The following is a 16,597-nucleotide window of genomic DNA, read 5'->3' on the forward strand; positions in this document are numbered from 1 at the left end:
ACAGACTGGCGGGCCAACTTTCATTGCTGAATGCCTTATCCAATAGTCAAACAATAGTCAATACTTCCACGACCCCGGAGGTGAAACGAAAGCGCACATTGCAATCATACAAGTGCGCACCGTAAATTCGCTCCTCATCTCGACCGCGCCGGAAGGAGGGCCTGGGATCATAGCTCACCACATCTTCAATCAGACCCCGAAAATCAGGGTAGTTGTTTTCATCGAGATCAGCGAGTTGCTGCTCCGCCTGGGCTGAAAATGTGACAGCGAGTCGCTCATGGGGCGGTGATTCTGCCCACCCTATTCGCGCCTCCGGCAGGGCGTCGGCAAATGGAAGGTAGGGCTTGATATCAAGAATCGGGCTGCCGTCGATCAGGTCGTGTTCCCGTACGCGCAGCACCAGTTGTCCGTCTCGTCGGCTAAGCCCCTCATTGCGCACAACAGAAAGACCCAGGCTGTTGGGTCGGAACGGAGATCGGCTGGCAAATACCCCGATCTTCCGGTTGCCGCCTAATCGTGGAGGCCTCACTACCGGTCGCCATTCTGCCCGGATGGCTTCGTGAAACTGAAAGGTCAGCCAGAGGTGACTGCAGGATTCCAGACCCCTGAAGGCGTCTTCACGATCAAATGGGGGCTGGATGATCAAATCTGCCCAGGCAAAACGTGTAAGCCCGGGTTGTCTGGGTACGCCAAATTTGTCCTGGAAACAGGAGCGGGTAATCGCTATGGGTGTGAGGGTAAGCGCCTCGGCCGATGTTTTTGACGGGTGGCGGCTCATAGGTCCAGGTTGCCCGAAAAATAGAGTTCCAGTCGGAAAATCAGGGACCCTCGGTCCTTAAAACTGTAGTCCCTGGGGAATTCGATGGTCGGGATGATTTCAGCATACAGCCAGTCTTCATATAGCCGGTAGCGGTAAGTCAGATCGGCAAATATGTTGGTGGTATGCCAGTTCGGGTTGCTCTCACCCAGAATTCCCACCCGGGGGTTCAGCTCAGCCCGGTTATTCAGCTGTTTGTAAAGGCTGAGCACATGGGCAAGTTCGAAGTTACGGTCCCTGTGCACCCAGGCCGCTTCGGAGGCACTGAGAAAATGCCAGCCATCGAACATCAAACGGTCAAAACCGACCCAGGTGCGTTCACCCCAGCCGTCGACGTGAAAATAGTAAAGGCGTTGGTCGACCGTAGCCCGCCACTCGCGGTCGAGTTGCCAGCTGCCTTTGGCGCGGGCCCGCCAGAACGCATCCGGTGGAAATCGCAGGCGGGCACCAATATCGTTGCTCAAATTAATGGAATCACCAAGCTCGGAAAGTAATCGGAAGGCCCCCGTGGCGTCAGTTTCCGAGCGCTGGTTCTCAGTCAGTTGTCGATCACGGCGGCGTTCACTGAGAGGAATGAGCTCGTCGCTCTCACTTTCAATAACCAGGCGAAGTTTCTCCTCGACGGTAGGCACATCGAGTTTGAAACGGGCCTCCGGTTTGAACTGCGCAGGGTCGCCGTACTCAGACTCCGCAGCAAAGCCGATACGCAAGTAGCTCTCGTTGTTCGGCGCCGCGCGGGGGTTGCCGGAGAGAGTTCTGTCGGCCCATTCGCCCAAAAGTTGTACGCGCTCGGAATGAGTATCGTGCTGGCCCAATACCCAGCTTGAGAATTCGGTCCAGTAGGAGTCTTCGGGTTCCGCCCAGTATTCATCAGGGTGAAAATCATAAAAAGCGGGAGGCAATGACTCAACCGTGAGTTCGGTCTCGGCGTCAGGCGTCAGTATCAGCGATTCGGCCCAGGTAGACGCGGGCAGAAGCAGCAAGAACGCAAAAAGGTAACTAGTGGGGGTCGAGCGCACGTCAGTCCCGATGGGGTGATGAATAATCCGATAAGAACCGGCGGTGCAGCAATTCAACCTGCTGACGCACCTGATCAAGAGCGCGACTATTATCAATCACATCACTCGCTCTCTCAAGGCGATTTTGCCGGGGAATCTGGGCTGCGATAATACGCTCCACAAGATCCCGGGAGTTATTATCCCGCGCCATCGTGCGCTCGAGCTGCACGGATTCTGGAACATCCACCACAATAATTCGCTCGACCATCGTGTGCTGATCGGTTTCCAGCAACAAAGGTGATACCAGCATTGTATATGGCAGGGAGTATTCCAGTGGTTTGAGCTGTCGCTCCAGTTCCTGACGGATAATCGGGTGTAACAGCGCCTCAAGCCATTCCCGTTCAGTTGGCTCCTTGAACACAATCGTTCTCAGGGCAGCGCGGTCCAGGGTGCCGTCAGTTGCAAGTAGTTGCTCGCCAAAGTGCTGGGCTATCTGAGACAAAGCATCCGTGCCGGGCTCGACCACTTCCCGCGCAACATTATCCGCATCGACGGTATGAATGCCGAAGCTCCGGAACAGACCCGCGACGGTGGACTTGCCACTGCCGATGCCGCCAGTCAGGCCGATAACGATTGGATCAGTCATTTAAACACCAAGATAGGCATACCAGGCCGCCTGAATCTCCGCCCCGAACCAGAGGCAAAGTAAACCCGCTGCGGCCAAATAAGGTCCGAAAGGAATAGGAACTTCACGGCCCTGGCGCTTGAACACGATCAGACTGACCCCCACTACAGCGCCGACCACGGAAGATAACAGAATCACCGCTGGCAAAAGCTGCCAGCCCAGCCAGGCCCCCAAAGCTCCCAACAGTTTGAAATCGCCATGGCCCATGCCCTCTTTGCCGGTTACCAGCTTGAACAGCCAATAAACCGACCAGAGCGACAGATAACCTGCCACCGCGCCCCAGAAGGCACTTTCAAAGTCGGTAAGAACGCCAACGGCATTGAGAATCAAGCCCAGCCATAGAAGAGGGAGGGTTATGCTGTCCGGTAGCAACTGGGTATCGAAATCGATCATCGTTAGCGCCACCAGCGCCCACACCAGCAGCAACGAGCATAACCCAGCCAACGTCGGCCCCATCAGATAGATCGTGAATACTGAGAACAGCGCTGTGCAGGCTTCGATAACCGGATACCGTGCTGAGATCGGGGATTTACAGCTCGAGCATTTGCCTCGCAAAAACAGATAGCTGACCACCGGAATGTTCTCCCAGGGTTTGATTTCATGGCCGCAGGAAGGGCAGATGGAGTTTGGTGTCGAGAGGGTTACCTTCTCCTCTGGCTTTCGTTGTGCATCCGGAAGCTCAAGAAACTCCTCGCACTGACAGCGCCAGTCCTGGTGCATCATTTTGGGCAGGCGCAGGATTACAACGTTGAGAAAGCTGCCAATGCACAGGGAGAAAATCGCAACAACCGAATAAAGAAACCACGGGGTGTTGATCAGGAAGTCTAGGTTTGCCATGGAGCGAGCCGGAGATTGGAGGTTGAGCAAGGCGGGGTGAGCCCCGCCTTTTTCTGAAGCCAGTGTTAGCCAACAACGGCGCCCATCTGGAATATCGGTAGATACATGGCGATGATCAAACCACCCACCAGCACGCCCAATACCGCCATGATCATCGGTTCCATAAGGGCAGTCAGGTTGTCCACCATATCATCCACGACGTTTTCATAGTGATCTGCGACTTTCGACAGCATCTCGTCCAGATTACCGGATTCTTCACCGATGGCTGTTAATTGCACGGCCATAACCGGGAAGACGTCAACTTGCTTCATGGCTACTTGAAGTTGGGTGCCGCTTGAAACTTCGTCTTTTATTTTGTGAATAGCGTCGCGGTATACCGCGTTGCCAGTCGCGCCTGCAACGGAATCGAGGGCGTCCACTAATGGAACACCGGCCGCGAATGTTGTAGATAGCACTCGTCCAAATTTTGCCACGGCGGATTTGTCAATAATCTCACCCATCACTGGTAGCTTGAGGACGAGTTTGTCTACAATGTCTGAAAACTTCTGCGACCGACGGTTGGCTTCTTTGAACAGAAAAATCGTGCCGATAATACCAATCAGCACGACAAACCACCACGACTGCATCCAGTCTGAAAGCTCAACGACCATTTGGGTAAAGACCGGGAGGTCGGCCCCAAAGCCTTGGAAAAGACTCTCGAACTGCGGCACGACTTTAACCAGCAAAATTGCACTAACAATAAGAGCAACGACAATTACTGCGATTGGATAAGTCATTGCCTTCTTTACTTTTTTCTTAAGAATTTCTGTCTTTTCAAGGTAGTGGGCAATACGGTCCAGCATCTGCTCAAGCGCACCAGCTTTTTCTCCAGAGTCCACCAGATTACAGTAGAGGTCATCGAAGTGTTTCGGGTGCCTGCGAAGCGCGCCAGCGAAGCTTGTACCTGCGGCAACATCATTACGGATCGCAGTGACGAGTTCTTGAAGCCCTTTGTTTTCCAGGCCGTCTGTAACGATATCAAAGCTTTGTACCAAAGGAACACCCGCCTTCATCATCGTCGCCAATTGCCGGGTGAACATTGCGATATCGAAGGGCGTAATCTTCTTGCTGCCACCGAAAAGCGGCTTGGGCTTCTTCTTGACCTTACTGGGAATGATTCCCTGCTTGCGAAGCTGGGCCTTGACCAAAGCCAGGTTGGTACCTGAAACCTCACCTTTGGTTTTGTTGCCTTTTCGGTCTTTCCCTTCCCATACAAATGCGGAAAGTTTTTCTGTTTTTGCTGCCATGGTTAATTCCTAAATCAGCCGGTTACCCGGTTGGCCTCTTCGAGACTGGTCACACCCTGCATGACTTTTTCAAGAGCAGACTGTCGCAGATTTTTGAAGCCTTCCGCCTGGGCCTGTTTTGCAATCTTGATGGAGCTGGCTTCTTCCATAATCATGTTTGCCAGCGCTTCCGTAACCTTGACCACCTCGTAAATACCGACGCGACCTTTATATCCCATATTGCATTTATCACAGCCCTTGGGGCGGTACAACGTGAACCCTGTTTCAATTTGTGCGTCTGTGAAGCCTTCCTCTATAAGGATATGCTTGGGAACGTCGAGAGGCTCCTTACATCCATTGCATAAACGACGTCCCAAACGCTGGGCAATAATCAGGCTGACGGACGTGGCAATGTTAAAGGCGGGCACGCCCATGTTCATCATACGAGTCAGGGTTTCGGCAGCACTGTTGGTGTGCAGGGTCGATAAAACCAGGTGGCCGGTTTGGGCCGCCTTGATAGCGATGTTGGCGGTTTCAAGATCCCGGATCTCGCCCACCATGATGATGTCCGGGTCCTGACGAAGAAACGCACGCAGGGCTTCGGCAAACCCGAGACCAACACGGTTGTTAACGTTGACCTGGTTAACGCCCTCAAGGTTAATTTCTGCGGGGTCTTCCGCTGTAGAAATGTTCCGTTCGGACGTATTAAGAATATTCAGACCAGTGTAAAGCGACACTGTTTTACCCGAACCCGTTGGCCCGGTAACCAGAATCATACCCTGTGGCTGTGCCAGGGCTTCCATATACAATTCTTTCTGGTACTCCTCATAGCCCAGAGCATCGATACCCATCTGAGCCTGACTCGGATCGAGTATCCGCAGTACAATTTTCTCGCCCCACAGGGTGGGCAGGGTATTCACCCGAAAGTCGATAGCTTTGGTTTTCGACAGCTTCATCTTGATACGGCCGTCCTGGGGAACCCGCCGTTCTGAAATATCCAGTTGAGCCATGATTTTTACGCGGGCAGCGATCTTGGGGGCCAGCTTGATAGAGGGGCGCGACATCTCCTTCAATATGCCATCGGTCCTGTATCGCACCCGGTAAACTTTTTCATAAGGCTCAAAATGGACGTCCGAGGCACCCCCCCGGATGGCGTCCAGCAACATTTTGTTTACGTATTTTACGATGGGCGCATCATCGACTTCCGCTGAGACGGTAGCGCTGTCATCGTCCTTTTCACCACCCTCAGTTTCGACCCCCTCCAGATCCGCATCGTCCAGATCACCCATTGAGGTGTCCTGGGATTCCAGAAATTTGTCGATGGCTTCCCTGAGGCGTGCATCGTCCACCAGAACAGCATCTGTGCTCAGGCCTGTGTTGAACTTGATCTCGTCCAAAGCCTGAATATTGGTAGGGTCAGACACCGCAATAAAAAGGCGGTTACCTCTCTTATAAAGAGGCAGGGCGTTGTGCTTGCGAATCAGTTTTTCGTCAACCACCTTCTCCGGCAGCATCTCCGGCATAAAGCTACTGAGATCCAATACCGAAACGCCGAACTCCATTGCCGCAGAGAATGCCAGCCCCTTACTGTCTGCCAGTTTGTTCTGAACCAGGTAGGTAATCAGCGGGATTTTGTTGCTTGATGCCTGGAGAAAAGCGTCCTTTGCGGTTGGCTCATCCAGCAGGCCGTCATCCACAAAGCGTCGCGCGAGGCCCGTCAGGGTTACATTACTTTTATTGGTTGCCATAGACGTTGAAGATTAGTCCGTAAGTGGTTGAAACGGAATTTCAATAATGTGGATATGAGTTTAGATGGCTCTAAAGGGTTTTAAAAGCCGAACCGCTGGCCTGGCGCGGGTTTTTGGTTACGGGATGTCGCCAAATGTTAGGGGAAGGGTGACGAAAAGTGTCAGTCGCCGACGGACTGCGTCATGTCCTTGTTGACCTGTCCGGTCTTAGAAGCGGCCAAGCGGCAAATACGCAATTGTTTTACATGGTTTTAATTAGTTTTCAGTCAATTGGCACGGGTGATGCAGGTTAGCTTTCAGGCTCAAACGGTTCGGGGCGAAAGCTCTGCCGACTCCCGGGCCGGGAAACATAAAGACGACACAACCAGAGGTCACATATGAAAAACATGCAAATCAATCACGCCCAGAAGGGTTTCACGCTGATCGAATTGATGATCGTTGTGGCGATCATTGGTATTTTGGCGGCTATCGCTATTCCTCAGTATCAGAATTACATAGCGCGCTCTCAGGTCAATCGTGTGATGGCTGAAACCGGTGCTATCAAAACGGCTGTTGAGACCTGTATTTTGGACGGACGCTTGACTGTCGGAACTGGTGCTGGGGAATGTGATCCGGGTGCTACGGGTTCTAACTTGCTAACTGGTGCTTCTCAAACTCCTGTTGCAGTGCCCGCGGGTACAGGTGTGCCGCAAATTACTCCAGATGCTCCGATGATCCCGACAGTCGCTATAATTTCTACTTTTGGTAACAACGCCGCAGCGATTCTTGCTGCAGACACTCTAACTTGGACCCGCTCTGCGGACGGTTCTTGGACCTGCACCACCGACGCAGATACACAGTTCAGACCTACCGGATGTCAGTGAATAACTGGTATCGCTACACGATAGCCCTGTAGCGATACAACATAGCCTGACCTGATCCACAAAGGCCCGGAGGTTTCGACCTCTGGGCCTTTGTCGTGTCTGACTGCGCGTATTTCCGTCTTATGTTCAAAGCTGCATTTTTGTTCATGAACAGGTATAAGCCTGTACTCGTATTTTACTCATGCACAGACCCTTTCAATCTTGTTTTCCTGTAGTTCATAAACTACGATCAGCAGATGCTTGACATCAAACAGACCGATACCTACCGAAAATGGGAGCGCAAACTCCGGGACTCGCGTGCCAAGACACTGATTGCTGCCCGCATTTTTCGGCTTGCCAATGGCTTGGCCGGGGATGTTAAGCCTGTTGGGCGGGGCGTTAGTGAGCTGCGTATCCATTACGGTCCTGGATATCGTATTTACTTCAAGCAACGCGGTAATGAGGTTGTTATTTTGCTTTGCGGTGGAGACAAGAGCACTCAACAGACCGATATCGAGACGTCACAGCGTTTGGCGCTGGAATTGGAGGAGTTATGAGCGACAAAATTTACGATTATGATCCAGCGGCGGCCTTGGACAACGAGGAGTCCATCGCGGTGTTTCTCGGGGATGCGTTGGAAACCGGTGATTCGATTTATATTGCCAAAGCAATGGGCGTGGTAGCTCGTGCCAAGGGCATGACGGAACTGGCCCGGGAAACCGGTCTTTCCCGTGAGCAGCTTTACCGTTCGTTCAGCGAGCGGGGCAATCCGACCCTAAAAACTATGCTCGCAGTGATGCAAGCACTTGGGGTAGATTTGACAGCACGTCCTCACCATGAGAAGCCTGCTGCGTAATGTTGAAATCTCAGGCGCGTCAATGCCTCGGCGGGAGCGCCGATAGACAGATTTGAGCAATGAAGGGAAGGGGTTTAGGCCGCTCGTCGCCGACCGCCAGGATTCCGGTAGTCCTGATAACTGTCTTCAAACGCCGTAGCCCGGTGGCACCACCGCTCCGGGTCCAGGTTCAGCCTGTTCAGAATCGGCAGTGCGTTTTCGTCAATGGCACTACGCTTATCACTCCGGCTGATGCGCCCGGTGCAATCCACCAGCTCCAGGTAATCCTCAAAGCTGAACAGGATGCCGCGCTGAAAGGCATTGCGGATCACGCCTTCAAAACCGAGCAGCGGTTTCAGAGGCACGGAGAAGTCATTCCGCGCCTGCTGTTCCGTTTGTCGTGCGATCGCCTCAGCCAGGTTAAAGGTGGGGTGAATGCGTTCTTTAATGCTGGTGTGGTCGGAGGTTTCCGGCGTCTCTGCCATGGCGGCGCGGATGGGGTTCAGGTCGACGTACGCCATGCACGAGAGCAGAGCCTCTTCCGTGTCTAAAGCCTGGGACTTGAAACGGCTTTCCCAGAAATGGCCGGTGCACTCGTCTTCTCGGTTCGCCTGCCTGGCTATCGGCTCGTTCAGGCATTTCATAAACCAACTCAAGTCGGTCAGCCGCTGCCGGAAGATGTCTGCATACTCATCCACTCGCCGCAGTTCGGCAGGGCGAAGGTTGTCACCTCGGCGATACCGCTGCACCAGCGGCGGCCCCTTATGTAGACTGCACCAACGCGCCAGTACTTCGTCGTTGCTCCAGGCTTTCACATCGTCCGCGCTGAGTTTTACCACCAGGTGGTAGTGGTTGGACATCACCGCGTAGGCGGCCACATCCACCGCAAACACGGAGGCCAGCAGGCGGATGCGTTCTTCAATCCAGCCCCGCCGGTGCTCGTAGCAGCGCCCGGTAGCGCGATCTTGTCCGCACAAAAAGGTGCGCCGCACGCAGCGTGAAATCACGTGATAAAAGGGGGTGTCTGCAGCGCAGACCAGCTCCGCCCTGGCTTTTGGCATGGTGACTCCTTGTCTTTTAGTAGTTGATACGCCGCCAAAGCTATATAAATATACAGCTGTTAGTTTATACAGTATTTCAGATTTTCAGGGGGGGCAAGTTAAAATGCGCAAGGATAGCTGCATGCTCAGTCAGTAGGGTAAAGGGTGCAGGCCCTAAGGGGGTCTCTGTGGGCCATTGAAGATGCTCGTAGTAATTACGGTGAGCGTCGGGTGATCGGGTATGCGCCCATTGGTACTCGCGTTTACTGCGTTGTTTTTAGCGAATGGGGAGATGTCCGGCGAGTAATCAGTCTCCGCAAGGCTAACCGACGAGAGGTGAGGCTATATGCAGATAAAATCTAAATCGGGCAGGGTGTTTGAGTTGCCGTCAGACCAGGAAGAGGAAGATATTAGCGCTGGCATCGCGGGCGACCCGAGATAATAACTGGTGGATTGAGTATGAACAGGCATACAAGATGGTCATGGAAAGGCACAACACAGCCTGACCTGATCGCCAAAGGTCCGCACATGATCGGGCGCCTGCCTGGTAAGCTCAGATCTTTAAAGCTCTAAAAGATGCCTTCCTGGATCCATCTGTTGGTGAAGTATTCTGAGTACAAAGATGTCGCACTCACGCTTCCGGTAATAGATGGCATGTTTCTGATGATCATGACGGCGAACACCCGTGGCGATTTCAGAGCATTCGAAACCGATCAATGGTGATTCAGACAGCAGATTAAGGGCTCTATCCAGATCGTCGGTATACGTGTCTGCCTGAAGAGCACCAAAATTAAGCAGGGTGTATTCGTAGATGCCCGCAAATCCTTTACCGCGAGGTTTGAGAGCCTATACATCATGCTGCTGCTTCACCTGGGCGGCAATGTCATGGAGGGAAAAATCGCTTTCGCCGCTTTGGTCGCCAGCTTCTATCGTATGTCTTAACGCCGCCCACTGATTTTCCTGGCGCTCGAGCAAGTCGTAGAGCGGAGCGGACAACCTCGCTAGTTGACCCGTATCGTCCTGATTCGATCAGTTTCCCCACAAAATCATCTAACTGAGCACCGATACTGATACTGGTTGTTCTGGCCATAAAGTTCCCCTTTTCTGAGTGTTAACAATTAACACAATTTTAGCCAGGGCACGATTACCATTCAAGTATGTGGATCATTTCATGGACAGGCACTAGCCTTACCGCTCCGGGTCCAGGTTTAGCCTTTCCAGAATCGGCAGTGCGTTTTCATAAATGGCGCCACGCTGAACATATGGGGTCAGACCCCAAACTAACCCCGCTCCCCGATTCCAGTTCCGAGATTAATCCACGATCTCTGTTAAACTGAGAATTGCATCATTTCGAGGGAAGTATGATGGCCCAGGCCTCTGAACAGGAACTCACCAACGTAACGCTGGCACTTCAACGTTTCCCAGACATTGTACTGGCCGCGGTATTCGGGTCTATTATCAAGGGTGGTGCGACCCCAGATAGTGACATCGACATTGCAGTGCTCACGAAGACCCCAATGATCTCTGCCGACAGGATTGCTCTGATAGAAGCCATTACATTAGCCACTGGTCGGGCAGTGGATCTCATCGATTTGAGAGAATCGGATCATTTCATGGACGGATCATTTCATGGACAGGCACTAGCCTTACCGCTCCGGGTCCAGGTTTAGCCTTTCCAAACATATGGGGTCAGACCCCAAACTAACCCCGCTCCCCGATTCCAGTTCCGAGATTAATCCACGATCTCTGTTAAACTGAGAATTGCATCATTTCGAGGGAAGTATGATGGCCCAGGCCTCTGAACAGGAACTCACCAACGTAACGCTGGCACTTCAACGTTTCCCAGACATTGTACTGGCCGCGGTATTCGGGTCTATTATCAAGGGTGGTGCGACCCCAGATAGTGACATCGACATTGCAGTGCTCACGAAGACCCCAATGATCTCTGCCGACAGGATTGCTCTGATAGAAGCCATTACATTAGCCACTGGTCGGGCAGTGGATCTCATCGATTTGAGAGAATCGGGCCAACCAGTCCTGAACGAAATCGTCACCCATGGAAAGCAGATAATGGGTGAGCGAAGCCTGTGGGGAGATCTGATCTTTCGCAATGTTGTAGACCAGGAAGATTTTGTTCCTTACCAACAGCGGATTCTTGAAGGACGCAGGAAGGCATGGATCAACAGTTAATCAACCAGAAACTTGAATCCCTCAGGCGATGCGTTCAGCGCATTGAATCGAAAGTGCCGCCTACCGCCGAGGGCTTAAGGGCTGACTTGGATGCTCAGGATATTATTGCTCTGAATCTGACTCGGGCAGTTCAGGTATGCGTTGATATTGCGGCCCATTGGCTATCGGAACATAGCAATTCAAAATCTCCCCAGACGATGGGGCAAATGTTCAGCGCACTCTCGGAGGCGGGTGTTATCGATAAGGCACTCTCAGACCGGCTTCGCAAAGCAGTTGGGTTCAGAAATGTAATGGAATGTGGGGTCTGACCCCAAACTATTCCACCAACAGGTCGTCCATGTCTACCCCCAGCGTTTCCGACAACGATTTCAGAACCCTGGCTGAGCCGGACTTGCTGCCAGCTTCGATCTGGCTGGTGTAAGACTTGCCGACGCCAGCAGCGTTGTCCAGAGCCTCTTGGGTCAGCTCGCGATACTCCCGCCAGATCTTCAGCGGATGCTCGTTACCGGCGATCAGGCGGCTGACGATCTCAGCGGGTATCGCTTCATCCTTGTCGCTCGCCAGTTCGAGCATCGCTTCCCGGGCGTCCACGGCGTCCTGTACGTCTTCCACCAACTCCAGAAGCTCCAGGTATTCGGTGTAGGGCAGCACGGCGTATTCCGGTTTACCTTCCCGTTCAATAATTTGCGCGCTCATTTGTAAATATCTCCTCTTGAACCAATCTTCAGCACCAAAACCACCAGCTCGCCATCATTGATGCTACATATCGCCCTGTAACGGCCTAGCCTTAAACGCCAATACGGCTCGCCTTTCATGGGTTTCCAGTCGCCCCGGTAGGCGTGCGGGGCTTGAGCCATTGCCTCCAGTTCGCGCTGGAGCTTTTGTGCCTGTGGTCGGGGTATCTTCTGAAGGTTTGTTTTGGGGTCTGACCCCAGTTCACATTGGAAATGAGGGTCCACGGTTGTGCGATGGTTTGCTCTCTAGCTGCTTTTGCGCTTCGCGGATCTTTTCCGTGGTGGTGTTGCTGAGATACGACCAAAAACCGTCCTGCCGGACTGTTTGGTTGAGTCGGTCTGGCGGAATAAACCGGGACATTTCGAATATGAAATCCTTTTTCTGCCGTTCTAGTTCAAGCAGCTTCAGGCGTTCTTCCGCGCGTTCAAGGAAGGCGTTGACTGATTGTCCGTGATCCGCGAGTTTTGTATTGAGAAGCTCATAGGCCGGTACAATGCCACCTTGGGTCAGCCAGGCGATATCCCAAAGATCCCGATGTTTCAGCCGCCCTGGTCTCATAGCAAATGCCACCAACTTATCGGCAAAAATTTCCTCTCGAGTCTGGGCATTGATGATGAGGGACTCAGTACCTAAATTGATTCTGTAGTGATTTCGAAGAGTCCTTGGTGTCACCTGGTAACTGGGTACAGCGCAGATGTCCAGATGGATTCTTTGTGCTTGCCTGTCAGGCCGCTCTGGCTGAGTGTTCACGCTAAGCTTCCAGGTGTCTACATTCCCCTGTTTCTCTGCCTTTGGCTCCGTTACGGTGATGGGCAGCTCATACTTCTCACGGAGCCGTGTTTCGAGCGTGTCCTTGAGTCTGTCCAGTACAGCCTTGTTGAAATCGGCCCCGCCTGTAAAATCCAGGTCTTCACTAAGGCGGTTGGAGCCGTAGCAGGCCCGTAAGCATGTCCCGCCAATGAATGTGAGTTTCTGGAGCAGGTCTGCGTGGCTCAATTCGCGTAGAATGTCGTGGTGCAATATTTCCTTCTCCACCACAGGGCGAAGCACAGAAAGCTCGCTCTGGTTCTGTATGGCTTCGTCAACCAGTGAGTCAAATAGTCCCATCGTCAGATCCCGGAATCAGGTCAGTTGTAGAACGGTTGAACCGGTGCATATCCGCCAACGCCAATTTTGGCGAAGCGCGGTACAGGTGCCGATCCGCGTCATAACTCAATTCATCAATGATATGAGACATTGCGCGCTCCGTATGCACAAACTCGATCGTTCCGAAACGGCCGCAGTCTATCGTGGCCGAGCGACCGGTGCTTACTAGGGTAATCCAGGCAATGGGTATTTGGGAGATCAGGCCTGCTTCGCTGAGCACGGTTTCCAGACTGATGTAGTTAAAGTGTCTGGCACGCAAGAGCGCGGCGGCATGGAACAGGATCAAGCCACTGTTATCGGGTGCGCCCACATATTGGTAGACGCCCTGACACACTCGCTCCAGCAGCCCGCGCTTTTCTGCACGGTGAAGCAGAGCCCGATATGCTCCCGGGCTCAGGTCCGGGAACAGTGATCGGAAGGATGCCGCTGAATATAAGCCCCCAGTTCTGGCCAATTGGGACGCGAGTAACCATCGCTCCAGTCGCTGTATCGGTTGCACAGTTAAAGTCCTCGCTTTGTTATTAATAGTGTAATAAAGCGCGGAGTTAATGCAAGAAAATGCAGTCTCGATCTATGGGGGGTCAGACCCCAAGACATTTGGCCCGTTAAAATGTACTGGGGTCTGACCCGGTATTGCTAAAGATTGAGGAATTCGCCTTAATAAACTAAGCTAACTAGACTAAGTCCAGTTTTGAGGTGGATGATGTTAACCGTCAATATGCATGAAGCCAAAACAAGGCTTTCTTCTCTGGTTGATAAAGCTATGAAGGGTGAGCCGTTCGTTATTGCCAAAGCAGGGAAGCCGGTAGCGCGTGTTACTGCAATCGATAGTCCGGAATTAGGTTCTGAACGACGGCTGGGTTTCATGAAAGGTCAGATCAAGGTCCCCGACGATTTTGACCGCATGGGAGAGCGGGAAATTGCAGAAATGTTTGGGGGATAACGCTTGAATCTCATTCTGGATACCCACATTCTCCTTTGGGCGGCAGGTGCTCCTGAGCAGTTGACGCCCGATGCTTTGGCGCTTCTGGGTGACTCGGAACATGCGCTCTATTTCAGTTCCGCGAGCATTTGTGCGCCTCGGGGTCAGACCCCAAGACATTTGGCCGGTTAAAATACACTGGGGTCAGGCCTCCGCTGATAAATGACAATTCCGATTCGCTCTACATGAGCCAGTAAATTCTGATTCTCTACGTGGTGCTTAAGAGCCAAGTCTACTTTCCAGGGCAGTAGTAAATCGTCAATGTCGCACTCTAGCCTGTTAAATTCAGCCCAGGTCATTTCCGGAGCCGTCAAAAGCAGATCAATATCGGAGTTGTATCTGTAATTGCCATTTGCCCGCGAGCCATAAAGGGTCACAGACTCGATGGATTCATGGTTGGTAAATGCATTTCCAAGATGTTCCACAGTATGTGCTGGCAGGCCGAAAACCGTTGGCGACCCCAATGAAGGCTGTTCAGGCAAAGCCATGTTTTTGCATCTCTGAGTTCATACGCTGTTGAAGATTGGTAAGCAGTCCATGATAGTTCTGGAAGATATTCGTCAGAATCTCTTCTGCGGTCTCTTCGTTGTAGGTGTGAGAGGTGCGATTTCTGTCCTGAAGCATTTGCATCCAACGCTCACCGTCTTCAATCAATCCAGCGGAAAATGCTTCGCGAATGGCATCGCGTGGACCGGTAACGCCAGAGTTTCCCTGCCAGCGTAAGAAATCCCGCAGGAGGTTCCAGCCGAGTTCATAGGTGTATTCGAATGCCTGAATGACGCCTTGCTTCTCAAGCCTGGAAAGTTCTCGTGACTGGCCCAGCGTTACGGCATCGTCCAGTTGGGAAAATGCCTTTTTAAAATTATTGAATCGTTGTATCCAGCGCACATCCTGCTTGCTCATGAATCGTAGCTCCGTTATGTAACCTTTGAAATAATAACATAATCTGTGCTGGGGTTAGGCCCCGACCCCGAACCGGGCTTTCATCCGCTCATGAAACTCCGTCGTACCGAGCGCTGTGCCAGCGATAGCGGCATATCGAATCATATCGTCTATGCCCTTCGGTGCCGGGCTGGCGACAAAGGACCTATAACGTGCGAGTCGTATGGTTGGGACCGGGTGGTAGTTCAGGTAACAGGGGTGGGGCGTGTGAAATTTTGATCTCAGTCCGTAGCCATGACACCGATAACTGGACCACTGATAATCCCCGGCATACTGCACCATTCCCGCCTTCACGGGGTTCAATTCGATATACCGCTGGCACTGCAGAAAATAGCTCTCGGTATCCACCAGGCAAGACTTGAATCGCCCCTCCCAAAGGGTACCCGAGCGTTCGTATTTGCGATTGAAGTACTGAGCGTAGCGCTGGCCAACTGCCTTCATGAACAGGGACAGCGAATGATCAGTGTGCGGCGTGACCAGAAGGTGGGTGTGATTACTCATCAAAACCCAGGCGTGAATGTCGACCTCATGCTCTTCTCGGTAGCGGGAGAGAAACGCCGCATAGGTAGCTCTGTCTGCAAAATCCTGAAAACAAACCTGCCGGTTATTACCCCGCTGAATTACATGCTGGGGTATTCCGGCCGGACAAATCCTTTGTCGGCGGGGCATCTCACATTCCTTGTGAACTGTATTGTAGACGACATAACTTGCACCACTCGACCAGCAATTTCAAGTCGGGGTCAGACCCCAAGTTTTTACTGTGATATGATCAGTACGATCAATATGGTTGGAGGTAGGCATGATCACGGAAACCAGTGCTGTGAAATTTCGCCAGAACCTTGGGGAGATGATCAACCAGGTCCAGTATCGGCACGATAGTGTCTTGATAAAAAAGGATGGCAAGCCAGTCGCTGCTTTGGTCGACGCGCGTTTGTTCGGGCGGATCAGAAGAATGGAAGCGCGCTTTGAAGCGTTGAGTTCGCGGTTGGAGGAAGGTTTTGCTGGCGTGCCTCAGGAAGTGGGTATGCGGGAAATCGAAGAGGCGATCGCGAGCGAACGCTCCACTGAAAAATAGGAAGGGGTCCAGGGATGGCATCCATTCAGGTTGTGCTCGACACGAATGTCATTATTTCCGGTATGGCGTATACCTCCAGTGTGCCGGGAAAGATCATGCAAGCCTGGCGTAGTGGTGCCATAGAGGTTTATCTTTCAGATTACATTCTTGACGAGGTCCGTAGGGTTCTTCCCCGGCTGAGCCACCGTCATGGGTTGTCAGATGCGGAAGTTGATGATCTTGTAGATATTCTCTCGTTTCTGGCAGAGATTATTGAGCCAACGGATCTGCCCGATGATGCAGTGAGAGATATAAACGACACACCGGTGCTTGGAACGCTGGCAACCGGGACACAGTATCACGCAGTTGACTACCTGGTTACCGGTGATAAAGACCTGCTCGCATTAGCTGAAGTCTATCCGGTTATTTCACCCTCTGACTTCTGGATTCGGCATGGTGGTTTGTAAATCCTGTCGTGATC

26 protein-coding genes and 1 pseudogene are annotated in these 16,597 nt (G+C 52.5%); 10 read left to right on the forward strand and 17 right to left on the reverse strand.

The features are described 5' to 3' along the window. Positions 1-46 precede the first annotated feature (46 nt). From tsaA to pilB, 6 genes are all read right to left on the reverse strand, one after another. Positions 47-778: a tRNA (N6-threonylcarbamoyladenosine(37)-N6)-methyltransferase TrmO gene (gene tsaA, locus WEB64_RS02595; protein ID WP_368061934.1), complete on the reverse strand. Its 732-nt coding sequence runs from the start codon at positions 776-778 to the stop codon at positions 47-49. After that, complete coding sequence (locus tag WEB64_RS02600; RefSeq protein WP_368061933.1) at positions 775-1,836, reverse strand: hypothetical protein; 1,062 nt, start codon at positions 1,834-1,836, stop codon at positions 775-777. The genes tsaA and WEB64_RS02600 overlap by 4 nt, the downstream gene beginning before the upstream one ends. A 1-nt stretch (position 1,837) precedes the next feature. Beyond that, on the reverse strand, positions 1,838-2,461 hold the full coding sequence (gene coaE / locus WEB64_RS02605) for a dephospho-CoA kinase (protein ID WP_368061932.1): 624 nt from the start codon (positions 2,459-2,461) through the stop codon (positions 1,838-1,840). Next, a complete protein-coding gene (locus tag WEB64_RS02610; RefSeq protein ID WP_368061931.1) occupies positions 2,462-3,337 on the reverse strand; it encodes an A24 family peptidase in 876 nt (291 codons plus the stop codon). Between the two features lie 65 nt (positions 3,338-3,402). Continuing rightward, a complete protein-coding gene (locus WEB64_RS02615; protein ID WP_368061930.1) occupies positions 3,403-4,623 on the reverse strand; it encodes a type II secretion system F family protein in 1,221 nt (406 codons plus the stop codon). 14 nt (positions 4,624-4,637) lie between these two features. Next, on the reverse strand, positions 4,638-6,350 hold the full coding sequence (pilB, locus tag WEB64_RS02620) for a type IV-A pilus assembly ATPase PilB (protein ID WP_368061929.1): 1,713 nt from the start codon (positions 6,348-6,350) through the stop codon (positions 4,638-4,640). 377 nt (positions 6,351-6,727) lie between these two features. Between pilB and WEB64_RS02625 the strand changes: the two genes are divergently transcribed. The 3 genes from WEB64_RS02625 (at position 6,728) to WEB64_RS02635 (ending at position 8,048) form a co-directional block, all read left to right on the forward strand. After that, positions 6,728-7,213: a pilin gene (locus WEB64_RS02625; protein ID WP_368061928.1), complete on the forward strand. Its 486-nt coding sequence runs from the start codon at positions 6,728-6,730 to the stop codon at positions 7,211-7,213. A 236-nt stretch (positions 7,214-7,449) separates the two neighbouring features. After that, positions 7,450-7,749 carry a type II toxin-antitoxin system RelE/ParE family toxin gene (locus WEB64_RS02630; RefSeq protein ID WP_368061927.1) on the forward strand — a complete coding sequence of 100 codons (300 nt, stop codon included), beginning with the start codon at positions 7,450-7,452 and terminating at the stop codon, positions 7,747-7,749. Continuing rightward, entirely contained in the window at positions 7,746-8,048 is a 303-nt protein-coding gene (locus WEB64_RS02635; protein ID WP_368061926.1) for an addiction module antidote protein, read from the forward strand. Before WEB64_RS02630 ends, WEB64_RS02635 begins: the two co-directional genes overlap by 4 nt. Before the next feature lie 74 nt (positions 8,049-8,122). Here the strand turns inward: WEB64_RS02635 and WEB64_RS02640 are convergent, their stop codons facing one another. Beyond that, positions 8,123-9,088 carry a transposase gene (locus WEB64_RS02640; protein ID WP_368061925.1) on the reverse strand — a complete coding sequence of 322 codons (966 nt, stop codon included), beginning with the start codon at positions 9,086-9,088 and terminating at the stop codon, positions 8,123-8,125. A gap of 144 nt (positions 9,089-9,232) precedes the next feature. Between WEB64_RS02640 and WEB64_RS02645 the strand changes: the two genes are divergently transcribed. Further along, positions 9,233-9,430 (forward strand): BrnT family toxin, encoded by a 198-nt coding sequence (locus WEB64_RS02645; RefSeq protein ID WP_368061924.1) that lies wholly within the window; start codon positions 9,233-9,235, stop codon positions 9,428-9,430. A 198-nt stretch (positions 9,431-9,628) separates the two neighbouring features. On the opposite strand, the gene WEB64_RS02650 is transcribed toward WEB64_RS02645, so the two are convergent. The 3 genes and pseudogenes from WEB64_RS02650 to WEB64_RS02660 all read right to left on the reverse strand — a co-directional run. Beyond that, positions 9,629-9,880 (reverse strand): type II toxin-antitoxin system RelE/ParE family toxin, encoded by a 252-nt coding sequence (locus tag WEB64_RS02650; RefSeq protein WP_368065520.1) that lies wholly within the window; start codon positions 9,878-9,880, stop codon positions 9,629-9,631. A gap of 33 nt (positions 9,881-9,913) precedes the next feature. After that, entirely contained in the window at positions 9,914-10,063 is a 150-nt protein-coding gene (locus tag WEB64_RS02655; protein WP_368065511.1) for a type II toxin-antitoxin system ParD family antitoxin, read from the reverse strand. A 25-nt stretch (positions 10,064-10,088) separates the two neighbouring features. Then, positions 10,089-10,157 (reverse strand): annotated as a pseudogene (locus tag WEB64_RS02660) (type II toxin-antitoxin system ParD family antitoxin); the annotation flags it as partial. 274 nt (positions 10,158-10,431) lie between these two features. On the opposite strand from WEB64_RS02660, the gene WEB64_RS02665 reads away from it, so the two are divergent. The 3 genes from WEB64_RS02665 to WEB64_RS02675 all read left to right on the forward strand — a co-directional run bounded on the left by WEB64_RS02665 (position 10,432) and on the right by WEB64_RS02675 (position 11,565). After that, positions 10,432-10,737 carry a nucleotidyltransferase domain-containing protein gene (locus WEB64_RS02665; RefSeq protein WP_368065512.1) on the forward strand — a complete coding sequence of 102 codons (306 nt, stop codon included), beginning with the start codon at positions 10,432-10,434 and terminating at the stop codon, positions 10,735-10,737. Between the two features lie 115 nt (positions 10,738-10,852). Further along, the gene (locus tag WEB64_RS02670; protein WP_368065513.1) at positions 10,853-11,257 is read left to right on the forward strand and encodes a nucleotidyltransferase domain-containing protein; all 405 of its coding nucleotides are present in this window, start codon (positions 10,853-10,855) and stop codon (positions 11,255-11,257) included. Further along, the gene (locus tag WEB64_RS02675; protein ID WP_368061920.1) at positions 11,242-11,565 is read left to right on the forward strand and encodes a DUF86 domain-containing protein; all 324 of its coding nucleotides are present in this window, start codon (positions 11,242-11,244) and stop codon (positions 11,563-11,565) included. The genes WEB64_RS02670 and WEB64_RS02675 overlap by 16 nt, the downstream gene beginning before the upstream one ends. Before the next feature lie 7 nt (positions 11,566-11,572). On the opposite strand, the gene WEB64_RS02680 is transcribed toward WEB64_RS02675, so the two are convergent. The 4 genes from WEB64_RS02680 to WEB64_RS02695 are packed head-to-tail and all read right to left on the reverse strand — an operon-like array spanning position 11,573 to position 13,637. Beyond that, the gene (locus tag WEB64_RS02680; RefSeq protein WP_368061919.1) at positions 11,573-11,953 is read right to left on the reverse strand and encodes a helix-turn-helix domain-containing protein; all 381 of its coding nucleotides are present in this window, start codon (positions 11,951-11,953) and stop codon (positions 11,573-11,575) included. Then, a complete protein-coding gene (locus WEB64_RS02685; RefSeq protein ID WP_368061918.1) occupies positions 11,950-12,216 on the reverse strand; it encodes a type II toxin-antitoxin system RelE/ParE family toxin in 267 nt (88 codons plus the stop codon). Before WEB64_RS02685 ends, WEB64_RS02680 begins: the two co-directional genes overlap by 4 nt. Continuing rightward, positions 12,194-13,099: a nucleotidyl transferase AbiEii/AbiGii toxin family protein gene (locus WEB64_RS02690; RefSeq protein ID WP_368061917.1), complete on the reverse strand. Its 906-nt coding sequence runs from the start codon at positions 13,097-13,099 to the stop codon at positions 12,194-12,196. The genes WEB64_RS02685 and WEB64_RS02690 overlap by 23 nt, the downstream gene beginning before the upstream one ends. Next, the gene (locus tag WEB64_RS02695; RefSeq protein ID WP_368061916.1) at positions 13,086-13,637 is read right to left on the reverse strand and encodes a type IV toxin-antitoxin system AbiEi family antitoxin; all 552 of its coding nucleotides are present in this window, start codon (positions 13,635-13,637) and stop codon (positions 13,086-13,088) included. Before WEB64_RS02695 ends, WEB64_RS02690 begins: the two co-directional genes overlap by 14 nt. 201 nt (positions 13,638-13,838) lie before the next feature. Between WEB64_RS02695 and WEB64_RS02700 the strand changes: the two genes are divergently transcribed. Then, positions 13,839-14,081, forward strand: coding sequence for a type II toxin-antitoxin system Phd/YefM family antitoxin (locus tag WEB64_RS02700; protein WP_368065514.1), 243 nt, complete (start codon positions 13,839-13,841; stop codon positions 14,079-14,081). 167 nt (positions 14,082-14,248) lie between these two features. Here WEB64_RS02700 and WEB64_RS02705 read toward each other — a convergent pair whose 3' ends face one another. The 3 genes from WEB64_RS02705 to WEB64_RS02715 are packed head-to-tail and all read right to left on the reverse strand — an operon-like array spanning position 14,249 to position 15,731. Further along, positions 14,249-14,608 carry a nucleotidyltransferase family protein gene (locus tag WEB64_RS02705; RefSeq protein ID WP_368061914.1) on the reverse strand — a complete coding sequence of 120 codons (360 nt, stop codon included), beginning with the start codon at positions 14,606-14,608 and terminating at the stop codon, positions 14,249-14,251. Next, positions 14,595-15,023, reverse strand: a complete 429-nt coding sequence (locus WEB64_RS02710; protein ID WP_368061913.1) for a nucleotidyltransferase substrate binding protein — start codon at positions 15,021-15,023, stop codon at positions 14,595-14,597. The genes WEB64_RS02705 and WEB64_RS02710 overlap by 14 nt, the downstream gene beginning before the upstream one ends. 54 nt (positions 15,024-15,077) lie before the next feature. Beyond that, complete coding sequence (locus WEB64_RS02715) at positions 15,078-15,731, reverse strand: transposase (protein WP_368061912.1); 654 nt, start codon at positions 15,729-15,731, stop codon at positions 15,078-15,080. A gap of 130 nt (positions 15,732-15,861) precedes the next feature. Between WEB64_RS02715 and WEB64_RS02720 the strand changes: the two genes are divergently transcribed. Next, entirely contained in the window at positions 15,862-16,137 is a 276-nt protein-coding gene (locus WEB64_RS02720; RefSeq protein ID WP_368061911.1) for a type II toxin-antitoxin system prevent-host-death family antitoxin, read from the forward strand. A 14-nt stretch (positions 16,138-16,151) separates the two neighbouring features. Then, complete coding sequence (locus tag WEB64_RS02725; RefSeq protein WP_368061910.1) at positions 16,152-16,583, forward strand: putative toxin-antitoxin system toxin component, PIN family; 432 nt, start codon at positions 16,152-16,154, stop codon at positions 16,581-16,583. The last annotated feature ends 14 nt before the right edge of the window (positions 16,584-16,597 follow it).

The organism is Marinobacter sp., from assembly GCF_040882185.1.
GTDB lineage: Bacteria > Pseudomonadota > Gammaproteobacteria > Pseudomonadales > Oleiphilaceae > Marinobacter.

What these genes read in the sequence shown, in the direction of transcription:
- tsaA (WP_368061934.1), bottom strand. Translation starts at nt 778, where the DNA reads ATGAGCCGCCACCCGTCAAAAACATCGGCCGAGGCGCTTACCCTCACA.
- coaE (WP_368061932.1), bottom strand. Translation starts at nt 2,461, where the DNA reads ATGACTGATCCAATCGTTATCGGCCTGACTGGCGGCATCGGCAGTGGC.
- WEB64_RS02610 (WP_368061931.1), bottom strand. Translation starts at nt 3,337, where the DNA reads ATGGCAAACCTAGACTTCCTGATCAACACCCCGTGGTTTCTTTATTCG.
- WEB64_RS02615 (WP_368061930.1), bottom strand. Translation starts at nt 4,623, where the DNA reads ATGGCAGCAAAAACAGAAAAACTTTCCGCATTTGTATGGGAAGGGAAA.
- pilB (WP_368061929.1), bottom strand. Translation starts at nt 6,350, where the DNA reads ATGGCAACCAATAAAAGTAATGTAACCCTGACGGGCCTCGCGCGACGC.
- WEB64_RS02625 (WP_368061928.1), top strand. Translation starts at nt 6,728, where the DNA reads ATGAAAAACATGCAAATCAATCACGCCCAGAAGGGTTTCACGCTGATC.
- WEB64_RS02630 (WP_368061927.1), top strand. Translation starts at nt 7,450, where the DNA reads ATGCTTGACATCAAACAGACCGATACCTACCGAAAATGGGAGCGCAAA.
- WEB64_RS02635 (WP_368061926.1), top strand. Translation starts at nt 7,746, where the DNA reads ATGAGCGACAAAATTTACGATTATGATCCAGCGGCGGCCTTGGACAAC.
- WEB64_RS02640 (WP_368061925.1), bottom strand. Translation starts at nt 9,088, where the DNA reads ATGCCAAAAGCCAGGGCGGAGCTGGTCTGCGCTGCAGACACCCCCTTT.
- WEB64_RS02665 (WP_368065512.1), top strand. Translation starts at nt 10,432, where the DNA reads ATGGCCCAGGCCTCTGAACAGGAACTCACCAACGTAACGCTGGCACTT.
- WEB64_RS02670 (WP_368065513.1), top strand. Translation starts at nt 10,853, where the DNA reads ATGGCCCAGGCCTCTGAACAGGAACTCACCAACGTAACGCTGGCACTT.
- WEB64_RS02675 (WP_368061920.1), top strand. Translation starts at nt 11,242, where the DNA reads ATGGATCAACAGTTAATCAACCAGAAACTTGAATCCCTCAGGCGATGC.
- WEB64_RS02680 (WP_368061919.1), bottom strand. Translation starts at nt 11,953, where the DNA reads ATGAGCGCGCAAATTATTGAACGGGAAGGTAAACCGGAATACGCCGTG.
- WEB64_RS02690 (WP_368061917.1), bottom strand. Translation starts at nt 13,099, where the DNA reads ATGGGACTATTTGACTCACTGGTTGACGAAGCCATACAGAACCAGAGC.
- WEB64_RS02700 (WP_368065514.1), top strand. Translation starts at nt 13,839, where the DNA reads ATGATGTTAACCGTCAATATGCATGAAGCCAAAACAAGGCTTTCTTCT.
- WEB64_RS02705 (WP_368061914.1), bottom strand. Translation starts at nt 14,608, where the DNA reads ATGGCTTTGCCTGAACAGCCTTCATTGGGGTCGCCAACGGTTTTCGGC.
- WEB64_RS02710 (WP_368061913.1), bottom strand. Translation starts at nt 15,023, where the DNA reads ATGAGCAAGCAGGATGTGCGCTGGATACAACGATTCAATAATTTTAAA.
- WEB64_RS02715 (WP_368061912.1), bottom strand. Translation starts at nt 15,731, where the DNA reads ATGCCCCGCCGACAAAGGATTTGTCCGGCCGGAATACCCCAGCATGTA.
- WEB64_RS02720 (WP_368061911.1), top strand. Translation starts at nt 15,862, where the DNA reads ATGATCACGGAAACCAGTGCTGTGAAATTTCGCCAGAACCTTGGGGAG.
- WEB64_RS02725 (WP_368061910.1), top strand. Translation starts at nt 16,152, where the DNA reads ATGGCATCCATTCAGGTTGTGCTCGACACGAATGTCATTATTTCCGGT.